Below are 14,926 nucleotides of genomic sequence, written 5' to 3'. Positions count from 1 at the left end.
AGTCTCCTCATTGGCTCCGGGGACGTGCGCCCCAGGAGCGTGCGGGCGGATAGGACAAGCTCCCGCCGGATCCCCAAAAGCCCTGCAGACGACCGTGCCTGACGAAGCGGAACCTGGCGGGAGCGAGATCAACATCGCAGAAGACGGCCACCCGGAAAAGACACTGACGGACAAGGAGACCCCCGTAGCGGGAACTTCACACAGAAACGAACACAAGAGACGTGGGCGCAATGTTTGCGCAACACATCGTTTACTTGGGGGGATTGGGTTGCGTGAAGTTGCAGAACTCTGTGCGGTTCGATGATGAGTTCTGTTCGTGGGGATGGATGGGCGAGCACGATCGATCCCTCGCCGCCCGTCAGTCGGTGCGGGTCCGTCGGGGGAGGAGGAGCATCAGTGCCCACATCGCGAGGAGTGTGCCGATGACGTACCAGAGGCTGTCGGCGAAAGCGGTGCCCACGGCCGGGCCGCGGGTGCCGGCGGTGATGTGGGTGAAGAAGACCAGTGTGGTCAGCGCGGTCCCCAGTGCGATGCCGAGCTGCGTTCCGGTGTTGAACAGGCCGGAGGCCGACCCGGCGTATCGGTGGGAGACCTTGCCGAGGGTCAGGTCGGCGAGCGGGGCGCCGATCATGCCGAGGCCGAGGCCCACGGCGAGCATCGGGGCGGCGGCCGGCACGGTTCCCATGCCGGCGCCCTCGGTGGCGATGAGGTGGTGGTAGCCGCACAGGGCGGCGGCGGCGAGCAGCGCCCCGGCCTGCGGCACGGCTCGGCCGTAGCGCGCGACGAGGCTCATGGCGAGCCAGGCGCCGCCCATCTCGCCGAGCGAGGCGGCGACGAAGCCGATCGCGGTCTGGCCCGGGGTGAGGCCGAGGCCGTTCTGCAGGAACAGGACCCAGGACAGGAAGAAGACGCCGGACAGCAGGCCGAAGGCCAGCTGCGTGGCGAGCCCGGCACTGAAGGCGCGGCCGGTGAAGAGCGAGAGCACGACCAGGGGGGAGCCGTCCTTCCGCATCTTGGTCCTCTGCTGCATCAGGAACCCCGCCAGGACGAGCAGGCCGACGGCCATCGCCGCGAACGTCCAGACCGGCCAGCCGTGTTCGCCGCCCATCGTCAGCGGGAGCGTGATCAGCAGCAGGCCGAGCGCGGACAGGAACATGCCGAGCGGGTCCAGGCCCCCGGCTGTGCGGTCGTGGGACTCGGGAAGGAAGCGCCGGCCGAGGACGACGGCGGCGATCCCGATGGGCAGGTTGATCAGGAAGACGGGCCGCCAGCCGAGGCCGAACAGGTCGGCCTCGGTCAGGACACCGCCCAGGACCGGGCCGATGACGCTGCCGAGCGACATGACGGTCCCGTACAGCCCGAACGCCTTCGCCCGGGAACCCTCGTCGAAGGTGACGTGCAGGGTCGCGAGGACCTGCGGCACCATCACCGCGGCCGCCGCGCCCTGGAGTACCCGGGCGGCGATCAGCAGGTCAGGACCGCTCGCGATCCCGCACAGCAGTGACGCCAGCGTGAAGACGGCCGTACCGCCCAGGAAGATCCGCCTGCGGCCGTAGAGGTCGCCGAGCCGGCCGCCGGTGATCAGACCGAGCGCGAAGGTCAGGACGTAGGCGGCGTCGATCCACTGGAGGGCCGCGGTGGAGGCGCCGGTGTCGGCGGCGATGGAGGGCAGAGCGGTGTAGACGACGGAGCCGTCGAGCGCGTTCATCAGCTCGGCGGTCAGGACGACGGCGAGGGTGACGGCGCGGGCACGGCCCGGGGCTCCGGCGCGCGGCCGGACGCTGGTGGCGGTCGGGGTGGTTCGGGCGGTCCGGGCGGTGCGCGTGGTTCGGTCGGTGTCGTGGGACACGGGAGGAGAGCTCCTACTTCCGGTGGGAGTCGGTGATACGGGCAGGCCGGGGCCGCGTACGCGTCGACGGACGGCGGAACTCGTCCGCCTTGGGGGGGAGGGGGGAAGGACCGGGCCGGACACGTACTCAGGCCCTACGGCGGTCGGCGGCCGGCCCCGTGCGCGGTCGGCCGCCGACCGTGGTTCAGGCGGCCTTGACCGGCTGGGGCAGCCGGAACATCAACGCCCACATCACCGCGAGAGCGGCCACGACGTACCAGACGCTGCCGGCGAACGCCTCGGTCACGGTGGTTCCTTGGCTGCCCGCGGGGGCGCGGTCGAAGAACACCACGGAGGCCGTCGCGATACCGAGTGCGGTACCGAGCTGCATGGCGGTGTTGAACAGCCCCGCCGCGGATCCGGCGTCCTCGTGGCCGACCTGGCCGAGGGTGAGACCGGCCAGACCCGCGCCGACCATGCCGAAACCGGCCCCGACGAGGATCATCGGGGCGACGGCGGCCACGATCGGCATCCCGGTCTGCTGGGCGGAGACCAGCAGTTGGTACGCGACCAGGGTGCAGGCGATCAGCACCGCCCCGGCCTGCGGCACGCGCCGCAGGTGGCGTCCCGCCCACCTGGAGGCGAGCATCGCGCCGGCCAGGCCGCCGATGGAGATGGCGACGGAAGCCGGAGCGAACTGTCCGGGCGAGAGCCCGAGGCCGGACTGCATGAACAGCACCCACGTCAGCAGGAACACGCCGGACACGAGGCCGAAGACCAGCTGGGCGGCGAGCCCGCCGGCGAACGCCTTGCTCTCGAAGAGGGACAGCGCGACCAGGGCGGAGCCGTCCTTGCGGGTCTTCGCCCGTTGCTGGGCCACGAAGGCCGCGAGCACCAGGGCGCCCGCGACGAGCATGACGAAGCTCCACGCCGGCCAGTGCTTCTCACCGCCCACGGTGAGGGGGTAGGCGATCAACAGCAGACCCGCGCTGGAGAGCAGCATGCCCAGCGGATCCAGACGCCTGGCCCGCCGCTCCCGCGATTCCGGGATGAACCGGAGGGCGAACAGCACGGTGGCCAGGCCGATGGGCAGGTTGATCAGGAAGATCGCCCGCCAGCCGAGGCCGGCGATGTCGGCGGAGGTCAGGACGGCGCCCAGGACGGGCCCGAGGACGCCGCCGAGCGACATGATCATGCCGTACATGCCGAACGCCTTGGCCTGCGACTCGCCCTGGAAGGTGAACGCGATGGTGGCCATGACCTGCGGCACCATCGCCGCCGCCCCGGCGCCCTGGAGGGCCCGCGCGGCCACCAGGAACTCGGGGCCGGTCGCGATTCCGCAGAGCAGTGACGCCAGCGTGAACAGCACGGTGCCGGCGATGAAGACCCGCTTGCGCCCGAAGAGGTCACCGAGGCGCCCGCCCGTGATCAGGGCGAGGGCGAAGGTGAGGGTGTAGGCGGCGGGGATCCACTGCACGGCGGCGCTGGACGCACCGGTGTCCGCCTGGATGGAGGGGAGGGCGGTGTGGACGATCGAGCCGTCGAGCGCGTTCATCAGCTCGGCGATCAGCACCACGACCAGGATGATCGTGGCGGCACGGCCGGCCCCTGCGGGGCGTGGCCGGTCGTGGGTATGGGTGTCGGTCGACACGAGGAATTTCCTGTTCGCGTACGGAAGGGAGAGGGGGCGGGGGCAGGCCTGGGCATGCCTCCGCGCGCCTACAGCGCGACAGGGGGAAGCAGGGATGCGACGAACCCAGGCCATCGGGAAGCACCGCCGTCGAGGCACACGTCGGAAGCCCGCCATCGCGGACAACCGGAAAGAGCCTCTTGAACGAGCGGCTACTTACTTGGCCTGGGAGATACGTCATCACCTCGAAACACAGCGTCGGACCCCGGAACGGGCACCGACGGACCACACGAGGCTAAGACGTGCCCGGACATCCCCGCAACGCGATAAACGCACGCTGCTTCACGCCACGGTGTCCGGGGTCGAGGCCGCGCCATGTACTCCGAGGCCAGTACACGCGATGACTCTCCCCGGCGGACGCCCGCGGCAGCACCCTCACGACATGGTGTTCCGCATGAACCTCAAGCGTCCCGCACGCCGGGTCACCCTCGTTGTCCATGTGGTCTCCGCCGCCGGCTGGCTCGGGCTCGCGCTCGGGCTCACCGGACTCCTGATGGCCCTGGGGTCGAACCGGGGGCCTCGTACGTCTTCATGGGGCCCGCGTCACGGCCGTACGCCAGCCGGTCTGAGCCGCTTCGTGCGGCCGGGTGGCGTACCCGCGGTCAGCCGAGCCAGCCCGGCCTCACGAGCCCCGACTCGTATGCCAGCACGACCAGTTGGGCCCGGTCGCGGGCCCCCAGCTTCACCATCGTCCGGCTGACGTGGGTCTTCGCGGTGAGGGGGCTGACGACGAGGCGGCGGGCGATCTCCTCGTTGGACAGCCCGATGCCCACAAGGGCCATCACTTCCTGCTCGCGTTCGGTGAGCCGCCCGAGCGCCTCGTCCCGGTGGGGCTCCTTGGACCGGGCGGCGAACTCCGAGATCAGCCGTCGCGTCACACCGGGCGAAAGCAGCGCGTCCCCCTCCACCACCGCCCGGACGGCGCGCAGCAGTTCCTCCGGTTCGGTGTCCTTGACGAGGAACCCCGAGGCACCACCGCGGACGGCCTCGAAGACGTACTCGTCGAGCTCGAAGGTGGTCAGCATGATCACCCTCACGCCGTCGAGCCCGGGGTCGCCGGTGATCGCGCGGGTCGCCGCGAGGCCGTCGAGCACCGGCATGCGGATGTCCATCAGGACGACGTCGGGCCGCAGTTCGCGTACCAGCCGCACCGCCTCCCCTCCGTCGGCCGCTTCCCCCGCGACCTCGATGTCCGGCTGCGCGGCGAGCAGGGCGCGGAAGCCCGCCCGTACCAGCGACTGGTCATCGGCGAGCAGGACACGGATCACGGATGCTCCTTCGGCGGGGCGGAGAACGGCAGCGTGGCGTCCACCCGGAAGCCGCCGTCCGGGCGAGGGCCGGCGGCAATGGTCCCACCGAGCGCGGCCGCCCGCTCACGCATCCCGGCCAGGCCGTTGCCGCTGCCGCCGGCCTCGTCCCCGGTGGCCGGGCCGTCGTCGTCGATCCGCAGGCCGAGGCGGCGCGGCGCGTAGGCGAGGGTGACCCGGGCGGTGCGGGAGCCGGAGTGGCGGACCACGTTGGTCAGGGCCTCCTGCACGATGCGGAAGGCGGCGAGGCCGGCGCCGGGCGGCAGGTCCTTCCGTACCCCTGTGGTCTCCAACGCCACGCTCAGACCCGTGGCCGCCGCCTGCTCCACGAGCTCCGGCAGCCGGTCCAGGCCGGGCGCCGGGGAGCGTGGCGCGTCGCCCGGCGCCCGGAGGGTGTCGAGGACCTGGCGGACCTCGCCGAGCGCCTCCTTGCTCGCGGCCTTGATGGTGGTGAGGGCCGTACGCGCCTGCTCGGGATCCGAGTCGAGCAGGGCCAGACCCACGCCCGCCTGGACGTTGATGACCGAGATGCTGTGCGCGAGGACGTCGTGCAACTCGCGGGCGATGCGCAGCCGTTCCTCGTCGGCGCGGCGCTGCTCCGCCGCCTGCCGCTCGAGCCGCTCGCGCGCCCACTGCTCCCGGCGTACGCGCAGGAGTTCCGCCGCGGCGACGACCGCGGCCACCCAGGCCGCCACCAGCAGCTCCCGCCCCCAGGACTCCGGGCCGTCGCCACCGGGCGGCAGCCACCGGTAGAGCCAGTGCGCGATCAGCGCGTGCCCCACCCACAGCATCGCGACCGCGCCCCACGCGGGGCGCCGACGGCCCGCGACCACAGCTGCGAAGCAGCCCATGGCGACGGGGATGAAGACGGGTCCGTACGGATAACCCGCGCCGAGATAGACCAGGGCGGCGACGGAGGTACCGAACGCGACGGTGCTCGGGAAGCGGTGGCGCAGCAGGAGCAGGGCCGCGCCGCCGAACAGCAGCAGCCGGGCGAAGGCGTCGAGCGGGACGTAGGGGTCGGCCTGCTGCCGGCCCGCGAAGCCCGATCCGATCTGTACGAGCGCGATCACCAGCAGGGTCGAGACCCACGGGATCCGGCGATCGGTCTCCCGGTCCACCCAGCGCTGCCAGGGCGGCGGCCCGCCCCGCTGCCGGGCCTCACCGCCGTACCGCCGTTCCTGCCGTGCTGTCATACGGCCACGCTAGACGGGGCGCGGCGCCGGTGGCGTCCACCGGGCGGCGTGATCACGGCTACTCCCCGCGGAGTACGGGCCGGTGCCCGCGGTTCAGGCGGGCCGGGCGGGCGGCCAGTTCGGGGCGGGGTCCTCGGGCAGCAGGGGGCGCAGGGCGCCGACCGCCGCGCCGATGAAGGAGTCCCGCAGCTCGGTGCGGGTGCAGGTCTCGCGCGTGAGCCAGTCCACGCACAGCACCTGGACGAACACGAGCCAGGCCTTCAGCGCCGCGGAGACGGCGGCGTGCGTGCGTTCGTCGGCGAGCGGGAGAACACCGAGCAGACGTGAGCGCAGCGCGTCGAGTTCGTCCGTCATGATCGTCTGGATGACGGGGTCGCCCGCCAGTACCCGGTTCGCGGCCAGGACGGCGTGGCGGTTGGCGATGAAGTAGTCGAGGTGGGCGTCAAGGCCCTGGGTGAGCTGCTCGACGAGCGTGGCACCGGGGTCGAACACGGTCGCCTCGAGGAGCCGGTCGGTCGCCTGCTGGTAGACCGCCGCGAAGAGGGCGTGCTTGCTCGGGAAGTGCTGGTAGAGCAGGGCGCGGGACACGCCGGCCTGCCGGGCGACGTCCTCCATCAACACGTCGTCGTAGGGGGCGGCGGAGAAGAGCTGGGCGCCGACCGCGAGCAGCTGGGCACGGCGGTCGGCGGGAGTCAGGCGTCGGCGGGGAGGCACGCACCCAGATTACTACTTGACATGCGTCTACTAAAGACGGCTAACCTGAAGCTAAGTAGACACACGTCAACTAAGGGGGATGGAGTCATGGCCAAGGCACTCCGGGTGTTCGCGTGGGTGATGGGCCTCGCCTGCACGGCGATCGGGCTGTTCCACGTGGTCGGCGGCAACGCCGCGATTCCGGGCGAGGCCGACGCCGGCCCCACTCTGGACAGCCTGGGCCGGTTCTTCGGCGCGATCTTCGCCGGGTACGGGCTGGCCTGGCTGTGGGCGGCCCGGCAGGACCCCGTACCGGCGAAGGTGGTGCGGTGGCTCGCGGCGGTGTTCCTGCTGGGCGGCGTGGGGCGGTTGCTGTCCCTGGCGGTGCACGGGTGGCCGGACGGGTTCCAGGTGGCACTGGCCGTGATCGAGCTGGTCTTCCCGCCGGTCTGGTTCTGGCTGGCGGATGCGGACGAGCGGGCGGCGCGGGAGCGGCGGCCCGCGGGTACGCCTGCCACGAGGCCGACTCCTCGGAATCCTTCCTGACCCGCGCCGCGTTGTGGAGGCACCCTGTTGCGGCTACTCCCCGCGGAGTAGCCGCACCGCCTTCCGCGGCGGGACGACGATGGCGCCCCTGCGGCGGCATTCTGGCTGTCACGCACCGGGGTTCACGCCTTGTACGCCCCCCGCTCACTGTTCACCGCTCACCGATGATCCAGGAGATGTCATGCTCACATCAGCACACGAGTCCCATGCGACCTCGCTCCGGGGCGCGTCCCCGCGCCCGCGCAGCGCCGCTGCACTGCTCACCGTCTCGCTCTCCTACGCCGTACTCACCGCGGCGTACGTCGTCACCAACCGCGCCACCCCGCAGCCCGACGCCTCCGGCCGCGACATCCTGAGCCAGTACGTACGCGAACACGGCACGGCGATCGAGCTGGGCGCCTTCCTGCTGCTCGTCGCCGCCGTTCTCCTGGTGCCCGTGGCCGCCACCCTGGCCCGGCTGGTACGGCGGGGGGACGGGCGCGACCAGAGTTCGGCGGCGGCGACAGTCCTCGCCGGCGGACTGCTGGCCGGCGGCGCACTGGCCTCCAGCGCCGCGCTCACCTGGACCCTCGGCCGGCTTTCGGAAGACGCGCCCGCGGCCCTGGCCCGTGCCGTGGCGGACCTGTCCTTCCTTACCGGCGGGGTCGGATACGCCGTGTCCTTCGCCCTCCTGGCGGCAGGCACCTGCCTGGCGGCCCGCGAGAACGGGCTCCTGCCGCGCGCCTGCGCCACCACCGGGCTGGTCATCGCCGCCGCCGGACTGGTTGCCACCCTCACGCTCCTCACCATCGACTTCGGCTACCTGCTGCCCGTCGTCCGCTTCGGTGGCACGGCGTGGTTGGTGTGGGCCGCGTTCGCACTGTTCCGCGCGCGCCCGACCGCACCGAGGACGAACGCATGACGGCTTACGAAGGCATGGCAGCGGACGAGCGTCTCACCGCCACCTCGCTTGCCCGCACGCGCTCGCCCTGGCAGATCCCCATCGGCGCGGCCCTTCTCCTGCTCGCGTCCGCCGCCTTCCACACGGTCGTCCTCCTGCTCGACGGCGGCCCGTGGGACGGCCCCGTCTCCTGGCGGAAGCCGATCACCTTCGGGCTGTCCTTCGGTGTCAGCGTGCTGACCGTCACCTGGATCTGCCGGCTCCTGCCGCTCGCCGCGCGCACCCGCACCCTCCTCCTGGGCGCGTTCACCGCGGCGTCCCTGCTCGAGACCGGTCTGATCACCCTGCAGGCGTGGCGCGGTGTCCCCTCGCACTTCAACACCGAGACCACCTTCGACACCTTCGTCACGCGCGCCCTCGCGGCCGGCGGCGTCACCCTCATCGCGGTCGTCGCCGCACTCACCGTCGCCGCACTGCGCCCCCACCCGGGCGCCGCCCCCGGCATGCGGCTCGCGCTCCGCGCCGGACTGGTGGCGCTCACCGGCTCCATGGCGGCCGGAGCGGTGATGATCGCGTACGGGCTGACGCTGGAGGGAGCGGGCCGCGCGGCCGAGGCTTACCAGGCGGCGGGCTTCCTGCGCCCCGCACATGCGGTCACCATGCACGCCGTCCTGCTACTGCCGTCCCTGGCCTGGCTCATGAGCCGCACCCGGCGACCGGAGGCGGAGCAACTACGCCTGGTCCGCCTCACCGTCGCCGCGTACGGGGCGGTCGTCGTACTGGTCACCGCCGCGGCCGCGGCCGGCCTCACCTTCGCCACCCCGGCCACCACAGCCGTGGTGACCGCGGGCGTCACGACGGCTCCCGCATGCGCGTTCCTGGCGCTCGGCGTGGTGCCGGGCGTACGTGAGAACCGCGGATCCGGCAGGCCCGGCAACCGGGAACACACCCATGGCTCGCACCGCGCCGCCCCCGCCGGCGGCCTGGACGACGACCGGAGGAACGACACATGACGCGGACCACGACCAGGAAGCACCCCGGGACCGTCTCGAACACGGACGGCGCGGACAGCGCGGAGGCCGCAGCCCGCCCGGCACCCCACCCCCGGACACCGCCCGCCGCCGCCAAGGTTCGGCGCCTGCCCCAGCGATGGCGCAAGGCGATCCTCACCCTCCACGTGACGGCGGCCGTCGGCTGGGTGGGAATCGAGATCGCCCAGCTCGTCCTCGGGCTTGTGGGCCTCACCACCGACGACGCGGGAGTCGTCCGCGCAACCCGTGTCGTCATGGAGATCCTCGGCATCGAACTGATCGCCGTTGCCGCCTGGACGACCCTGTTGACCGGCCTGCTCCTCGCGGCGGCGACGCAGTGGGGCCTGTTGAAGCACCGCTGGATCGTGACCAAACTCGTCATCACCGTCGCCCTGATGCTGAACGGCCACTTCTTCCTCCAGCACTGGCTGCGCGAGCAGGCAGAGGTGGGCAAGGCTCCTGAATCCCTCAGCGTGCAGCTGGTGATCGTCATGAGCATCGCCCTGGGGCTGCTGGTCACGGCGACGGCACTGTCGATCTACAAGCCCTGGGGCAAGACCCGCCGCGGCCGCCGGCGTGTGCCCTTGGCTGCGGGGCGGCGAACTCGAGCAGGTGTGTGATGTCGTGTGCCGCAGGCAGTGGCGGCGGCCTGTGGGACAAGGGCAGCATGATGCCACCGGCGCCGGGTTGACGAAGCCCGAGCCGCCGACATTCCACCCGACTGCACAGGAGAGCTGACGACATGACGAACCGCTGGTCCGGAGTGACCATCGACTGCGTCGACGTGGAACAGGTCGCGAGCTTCTGGAGCGCACTGCTGGACTGCCCGCGAGTACCTTCTCGGCCCGGCTGGGTCTACCTCAAGCATGCCGGAGACCCGCAGCCTCGCCTCAACTTCCAGCCCGTGACCGAGCCGAAGCACGGCAAGGCACGCCTGCACCTGGACGTCAGGGTCGACGACATCGACCAGGGCATCGCCCAGGTCATCGCCCTCGGCGGTCGGTTCACCGGCGAACGGCACGACTACGACGAAGGCGTGGTCGTCGTGATGGCCGACCCCGAGGAGAACGAATTCTGCCTGGTCCAGTACTACTGACCGTTTTCCCACCTCACGTTGATGCCAGGTGAAGGACGAGGACGGCCGCGCCGGCCCCGAAGCGGTACCCGGACGGGTCCTTCAACGATCCCGTGCACGCGTTCCACCCCGGCCAACGCCACCGCCCCAAGGTCAAGTCGAGCAGGGCTCAGTACGTCAGCAGCTCCGCGAGGGACCGGTACGTGTGGAGTTCCTCCTGTGGGAACCACAGCTCTACTTCGTACTCGGCTTCCTGCCGGTTCGCCGACGCGTGGACGATGTTGGCCATGCCCTTACTGGTGGCGTCGCTTGCTTCGCTGCTGAAGTGGGAGAAGTCGCCACGTATGGTGCCCGGCGCCGACTCGTCGGGGCAGGCGGAGCCGATCAATTTTCGGACAGTGCCCACGGCGCCGTAGCCCTCCAACACCAGAGCGATTATCGGACTTTGCTTCATGAAAGCGGCGGACCGAGCGTAGACGACCGAACCGCGCCTTTCCTCCAGGTCGAAGTAGTGCTTCCGGATGAACGCGTCGTCCATCGTCCGCATCTTCACCCCCACGATCTTGAGGGCGGCCTCCTCGAAACGTGACAACACGCGGCCAACGAGGCCACGCAGCAGGGCGTCCGGCTTCATGAGCACGAGAGTTCGCTCCACCGGGGCAGCGGCCTCCTCGGTCGGAATGTGGATCACGTGGGGCTCCTGGTTCGGGTGGGATCTTGGCTTGAACGGTCGGGGGCAACTCCCCTGTACGGCCGTACGCTGATTGCACCGGTGAAAAACTTCCCGCACACCAGCGGGGCGAGCTGACAGGGGGAACTGTGAGCGTCTACGGGGCGGCAGCCGTTCTTGCATCCGATGGCGCGTTAGGGAAATCGGGGAAGGCGGAGGACGGGGCGGGGGAGGAGCGCGCGGGAGGGAGCGTCCTGTGGCTCGCGCACGACGAGGTGTCCTTCCACGGGCTTCCCGTCCTCCTGGACCACCTCTCCCCTGTACGCCGCTACCGGCTCTGCCGGACCGTGGAGGTGTTCCACAGACTGCTCCAGGAGGAGCAGTTCGACATCTGCGTGGTGCCGTCGCAGTCGTACACGACCTCCGTGGCTTCGTGCGTGGGGCAGGCCGGCGCCCAGCTGGTGATCACCAGCCCGCATGCCCGACGGCCGTCGTTCGGGCAGCCGGCCGAGGGAGTGCGAGGGCCGGATGCCTGGCTTCAGGAACAGCGCATCGACTCCCAGGTGCTCCAGCGGGTCTTCGACCAGCTGACCGCCGTGAGCATGTATCCGGACACGGGGGAGCCGTCGCCGCATGCCCCGGGCACGGTGGTGGAGCGGGGCCTGGACAGGGTGACCCATCGGGAGCGTGCGGTGCTGTCGCTGCTGGCGCAGGGGCAGAGCAATCAGCAGATAGCGCGGGCGCTCGGCATCTCCATCCACGGAGTCAAGCGGCACGTCTCGAATCTGCTGATCAAGCTCGACAGCACGAACCGCACCGAGGTCGCCCTGAAGGTCACCCAGCTCGGCCTGCTCCCCGTCTATCGGCCCTGACATCACACTCAGGAACTCTCCGGTGGGTGTTCCTTCGCGGTCGCCGCGCGGAGGATGACCGTGTAGTCCTCCTCCGAGTGGCCCGCGGCCTGGGCCTCGGTGATCCAGGAACGCGTGGCGGCGCCCAGGCGCAGGTCGACGTCGTGATCCGCAGCGGCCTCGCGGATGAGCCCGGCGTCCTTGGCGGCGAGCCTCAGCGAGAACCGGGTGGGGAACTCGTCCGTCTCCAGCGAGGCGCGCCGGCGCTCGGCCTGGGCGGCGAGCGGTGTGGACGCGAGCACGTCGAACGCCGTACGTCGGTCCAGGCCGAGGCCCTCGGCGAGGGCGATGGATTCCCCGAGGAGGGCCACGATGCCGAAGAGCGCCGAGTTGGCGACGAGCTTCGCCGCGGAGGCCGCCCCCAGCTCGCCGACATGCGAGACGTGTCCGATGTCCCGCAGGAGAGGCGTCCACTGCCGGACCAGCTCGTCGGACCCGCCGACGTACACCGTTCCCTTGCCGGCGGCGAGCTTTCCGGGACCCGCCATGACGGGGGCGTCCAGCACGGCGGAGCCGTCCGGCAGGGCACCGGCGACCCAGTCCAGGGTGTGGGGTGCCACCGTGGACATCTGGATCAGGGTCACGGGTGAGGACTCGGCGCCGGCCGCGACACCGTCCGGCCCCGAGACGACCTCCTTCACGGCGACCTCGTCGGTGACCACCAGAACCGCGGCCTCGGCCCGGCGAGCCGCCTCGGCCGGGGTCCGGACCACGACGGCCTTCCCGTCCGGCAGACGCTCACAGGCCGAGGGGTCGCGGTTCCACACCAGCACCTCGTGCCCTGCGAGCAGCAACCGCGCGACGACGGCCCGGCCGATGCTGCCGAGGCCCAGTACCGCGACGCAGGTCATTCCGGCTTCCCTTCCGAGCTGAGCACCTTGTTCGAGTACCGCCTGTCCTCGGTGACCTCGTGCCCGAACCAGTCCGGTGGCACGAAGGCCAGGGCGGTGTCGGTGTCGTCGAACTCCACCTCCACGGTGGCGAGTCCTTCGAGGTGCCCTTCGAAGACATCGACGTAGGCGATCCGGCCTTCCGGAAGCTTCACCTCGCGGCGGGACTTGGCGATGCGACTTCCTTCCGTCGCGGGCCAGAGCGCATCGAATTGCGCGGCGCTGATCGGGGTCTCGAACTCCAACCTCTGAAGTCCCGCACCCTTCTTCGTCGTGACGGTGTACTCGTCACCCAGCCGGCGGATCCGCACCTCCTCGTCGGAGTTGCGTGCCAGGTACCCCTGGTGCACCGGCATTGCCGGAATCCGCAGAACTTCACCGAGGTTCTCCACGACGAATTTTCGCTCGATCTCGGTAGCCACGATGTGCGCTCCCTGTGTCGTCAGTCCGTTCGGACCACTGCCGGCCCGCCTGTTCCGCGTTCACGTGCAGGACGCGTTGCGGCGCCGCGAACGGGTGGTCATCGACGGTTCTTCCCTGGTCAACCCTTCCGTGGGGCAACGTGCCAAGAAAGGTGAACTTCGGTGCGCCCCTACGGAGGTGCTCGATCGGCTACCTCTCATCGGGCGCACTTTAGGGTACTTGCTCCGTTCGAGGGAGCTCGATTAGACAGGGAAGGCGACACCACCTGGCTGTGGGTGAAGCTTCACGCAAGATGCCAACGAGTCGAAGAGAACAGAAACCTGGGGGAATTTGTGACTGCTCTTGCAGCGACGAGCGACAGCCTGACGGGCATTGGACCCAAAGACCTGTTAACCCTGATCAACGGTCTTCCGCACGATGTGAACGAACGTCAGAGTGAATACAACCTGAACCTGGTGAGGCGTCTGGGGGAAGGTCCTTGCATATCCGGTCTTCTCGCTCGTTTCCTTGAGGACGAAACCCTCCTGGACGAAATCGCCGGCCGTTCGTACCGCCATGTCAACCACTTCGACAAGATCGTCCTGGTCGACACGGGAGCCCAGCTCGGCTACCGGCTGACACTGCACGCGTGGTGCCCGCCGTACACCGAGAAGGAGCTCAACGACGAGCTGATCCACGACCACCGGTTCAGCTTCTGGTCCACCATCCTCACCGGACGCCTGGTGTCGCAGAACTTCTCCCGGCCCGAGGACGCCGACGCACCCTCCGCCCATCCGCGCGTCGGATTCCAGCAGTACCGGTACAGCCCGGAGAAGCAGGGCGTCTCCACCACCTCGAACTTCTACGAGTTCATCGGTGAGACGGAACTGGAGGTGACGGGGGACAGCATCGAGGAGCAGGGCAACGCTTATCACCTCAAGTACCACCGCATCCACCGTGTCGTGCTCCCGCTGGAGTCGATGACCTGCACGCTGGTGCTGCGCGGCCCGCGGGAGCGCAACTTCTCCAACGTCTACAACACCGCCTACCCCAGCACCGACACCACGTCCGGCAACGTGATGTTCACCCGGGAAGAGCTCACCGGGAAGCTGAACGGCATCCTGGCGAACGTCAACGGTGCCTGAGAGCGGATCGTCCCGCCGGCCGTCGGCCCGGCTGCACGCCACCGAGACGTTGAGCGAAGGCTGGTACACGCTGCGCCGGTACAGCCTCGACGTCACCCGGACCGACGGCACGACGCAGCGCCTCTCCCGGGCGGACCTTCGCCGCGGCGACCGGGCAGCGGTCCTCCTGTACTCACCGGTCGTCGGCACCGTGGTCCTCACCCGTCAGTTCCGCCTTCCGGTCTTCCTCCAGGGAGATCCGCACGGCCAGCTGATCGAAGCACCGGGAGGACTGCTCGACGAGGCCGGCGCGGAGGAAGCGGTTCGGCGCGAGGCCGAGGAGGAGACCGGATTCCGGGTCGCCGAGCTGCGCAAGGCGTTCACGACCTACCTGTCCCCGCAGCTGAGCTCCGAGCGGACCCACCTCTTCACCGGCGTGTACGACCCGGGGGTCCGCTCGGGCCCGGGTGGCGGTGTACCCGGCGAAGGGGAGGACATCGAGGTCCTCGAACTTCCCCTGCGCGAGGCACTTGAGCAGGTCCAGCGCGAGGAGGCCGCCGATGCCAAAACCCTGCTGCTCCTCCTGCACGCCCAGAACCTAGGGCTCTGTACCCCATGACTCCCCGGGCAGGGGGCGACCGGACGAACCCCGGGCGCCCCCCCCGGGACCCCTCATCACGAAA

At 70.3% G+C, this 14,926-nt stretch carries 16 protein-coding genes; 8 read left to right on the top strand and 8 right to left on the bottom strand.

The features are described 5' to 3' along the window. Nucleotides 1–358 precede the first annotated feature (358 nt). From ABT034_RS23380 to ABT034_RS23355, 5 genes are all read right to left on the bottom strand, one after another. Nucleotides 359–1,849 (bottom strand): MFS transporter, encoded by a 1,491-nt coding sequence (locus tag ABT034_RS23380; RefSeq protein ID WP_351218214.1) that lies wholly within the window; start codon nucleotides 1,847–1,849, stop codon nucleotides 359–361. A gap of 184 nt (nucleotides 1,850–2,033) precedes the next feature. After that, on the bottom strand, nucleotides 2,034–3,479 hold the full coding sequence (locus tag ABT034_RS23375; RefSeq protein ID WP_351218212.1) for an MFS transporter: 1,446 nt from the start codon (nucleotides 3,477–3,479) through the stop codon (nucleotides 2,034–2,036). Between the two features lie 641 nt (nucleotides 3,480–4,120). Then, nucleotides 4,121–4,786 (bottom strand): response regulator, encoded by a 666-nt coding sequence (locus tag ABT034_RS23365; protein WP_351218210.1) that lies wholly within the window; start codon nucleotides 4,784–4,786, stop codon nucleotides 4,121–4,123. Next, a complete protein-coding gene (locus tag ABT034_RS23360; protein WP_351218208.1) occupies nucleotides 4,783–6,021 on the bottom strand; it encodes a sensor histidine kinase in 1,239 nt (412 codons plus the stop codon). Before ABT034_RS23360 ends, ABT034_RS23365 begins: the two co-directional genes overlap by 4 nt. A gap of 93 nt (nucleotides 6,022–6,114) precedes the next feature. Beyond that, on the bottom strand, nucleotides 6,115–6,735 hold the full coding sequence (locus ABT034_RS23355; protein ID WP_351218206.1) for a TetR/AcrR family transcriptional regulator: 621 nt from the start codon (nucleotides 6,733–6,735) through the stop codon (nucleotides 6,115–6,117). A gap of 87 nt (nucleotides 6,736–6,822) precedes the next feature. Here ABT034_RS23355 and ABT034_RS23350 point away from each other — a divergent pair, with 87 nt between their 5' ends. From ABT034_RS23350 to ABT034_RS23330, 5 genes are all read left to right on the top strand, one after another. Continuing rightward, a complete protein-coding gene (locus ABT034_RS23350; RefSeq protein WP_351218204.1) occupies nucleotides 6,823–7,260 on the top strand; it encodes a DUF4345 domain-containing protein in 438 nt (145 codons plus the stop codon). A gap of 181 nt (nucleotides 7,261–7,441) precedes the next feature. Next, nucleotides 7,442–8,161, top strand: a complete 720-nt coding sequence (locus tag ABT034_RS23345) for a DUF4386 domain-containing protein (protein ID WP_351218202.1) — start codon at nucleotides 7,442–7,444, stop codon at nucleotides 8,159–8,161. Further along, nucleotides 8,158–9,153 carry a hypothetical protein gene (locus ABT034_RS23340; RefSeq protein WP_351218200.1) on the top strand — a complete coding sequence of 332 codons (996 nt, stop codon included), beginning with the start codon at nucleotides 8,158–8,160 and terminating at the stop codon, nucleotides 9,151–9,153. The genes ABT034_RS23345 and ABT034_RS23340 overlap by 4 nt, the downstream gene beginning before the upstream one ends. Beyond that, nucleotides 9,150–9,791, top strand: coding sequence for a hypothetical protein (locus ABT034_RS23335; protein WP_351218198.1), 642 nt, complete (start codon nucleotides 9,150–9,152; stop codon nucleotides 9,789–9,791). Before ABT034_RS23340 ends, ABT034_RS23335 begins: the two co-directional genes overlap by 4 nt. A gap of 122 nt (nucleotides 9,792–9,913) precedes the next feature. After that, on the top strand, nucleotides 9,914–10,267 hold the full coding sequence (locus ABT034_RS23330) for a VOC family protein (protein ID WP_351218196.1): 354 nt from the start codon (nucleotides 9,914–9,916) through the stop codon (nucleotides 10,265–10,267). A gap of 148 nt (nucleotides 10,268–10,415) precedes the next feature. Here the strand turns inward: ABT034_RS23330 and ABT034_RS23325 are convergent, their stop codons facing one another. Next, on the bottom strand, nucleotides 10,416–10,937 hold the full coding sequence (locus tag ABT034_RS23325; protein ID WP_351218194.1) for a nucleoside-diphosphate kinase: 522 nt from the start codon (nucleotides 10,935–10,937) through the stop codon (nucleotides 10,416–10,418). 128 nt (nucleotides 10,938–11,065) lie between these two features. Between ABT034_RS23325 and ABT034_RS23320 the strand changes: the two genes are divergently transcribed. Then, the gene (locus ABT034_RS23320; protein ID WP_351218192.1) at nucleotides 11,066–11,788 is read left to right on the top strand and encodes a helix-turn-helix transcriptional regulator; all 723 of its coding nucleotides are present in this window, start codon (nucleotides 11,066–11,068) and stop codon (nucleotides 11,786–11,788) included. Between the two features lie 8 nt (nucleotides 11,789–11,796). Here the strand turns inward: ABT034_RS23320 and ABT034_RS23315 are convergent, their stop codons facing one another. Beyond that, nucleotides 11,797–12,678, bottom strand: a complete 882-nt coding sequence (locus ABT034_RS23315) for an NAD(P)-dependent oxidoreductase (RefSeq protein WP_351218190.1) — start codon at nucleotides 12,676–12,678, stop codon at nucleotides 11,797–11,799. Beyond that, nucleotides 12,675–13,139 carry a CYTH domain-containing protein gene (locus ABT034_RS23310; protein ID WP_351218188.1) on the bottom strand — a complete coding sequence of 155 codons (465 nt, stop codon included), beginning with the start codon at nucleotides 13,137–13,139 and terminating at the stop codon, nucleotides 12,675–12,677. Before ABT034_RS23310 ends, ABT034_RS23315 begins: the two co-directional genes overlap by 4 nt. Nucleotides 13,140–13,595: 456 nt before the next feature. Between ABT034_RS23310 and ABT034_RS23305 the strand changes: the two genes are divergently transcribed. Both ABT034_RS23305 and ABT034_RS23300 read left to right on the top strand, forming a co-directional pair. Continuing rightward, nucleotides 13,596–14,264, top strand: coding sequence for a hypothetical protein (locus ABT034_RS23305; RefSeq protein WP_351218186.1), 669 nt, complete (start codon nucleotides 13,596–13,598; stop codon nucleotides 14,262–14,264). Then, the gene (locus ABT034_RS23300) at nucleotides 14,257–14,862 is read left to right on the top strand and encodes an NUDIX domain-containing protein (RefSeq protein ID WP_351218184.1); all 606 of its coding nucleotides are present in this window, start codon (nucleotides 14,257–14,259) and stop codon (nucleotides 14,860–14,862) included. Before ABT034_RS23305 ends, ABT034_RS23300 begins: the two co-directional genes overlap by 8 nt. The last annotated feature ends 64 nt before the right edge of the window (nucleotides 14,863–14,926 follow it).

The organism is Streptomyces sp. NPDC002773, assembly GCF_040295605.1.
In the GTDB taxonomy this organism is placed as follows: Bacteria; Actinomycetota; Actinomycetes; order Streptomycetales; family Streptomycetaceae; genus Streptomyces.
Note: the sequence above shows the minus strand (reverse complement) of the source record. Positions and strands in the feature narration are given on the sequence as shown.

Coding starts and splice junctions, on each gene's coding strand:
- ABT034_RS23360 (WP_351218208.1), bottom strand. CDS start 6,021: ATGACAGCACGGCAGGAACGGCGGTACGGCGGTGAGGCCCGGCAGCGG.
- ABT034_RS23350 (WP_351218204.1), top strand. CDS start 6,823: ATGGCCAAGGCACTCCGGGTGTTCGCGTGGGTGATGGGCCTCGCCTGC.
- ABT034_RS23345 (WP_351218202.1), top strand. CDS start 7,442: ATGCTCACATCAGCACACGAGTCCCATGCGACCTCGCTCCGGGGCGCG.
- ABT034_RS23340 (WP_351218200.1), top strand. CDS start 8,158: ATGACGGCTTACGAAGGCATGGCAGCGGACGAGCGTCTCACCGCCACC.
- ABT034_RS23335 (WP_351218198.1), top strand. CDS start 9,150: ATGACGCGGACCACGACCAGGAAGCACCCCGGGACCGTCTCGAACACG.
- ABT034_RS23330 (WP_351218196.1), top strand. CDS start 9,914: ATGACGAACCGCTGGTCCGGAGTGACCATCGACTGCGTCGACGTGGAA.
- ABT034_RS23315 (WP_351218190.1), bottom strand. CDS start 12,678: ATGACCTGCGTCGCGGTACTGGGCCTCGGCAGCATCGGCCGGGCCGTC.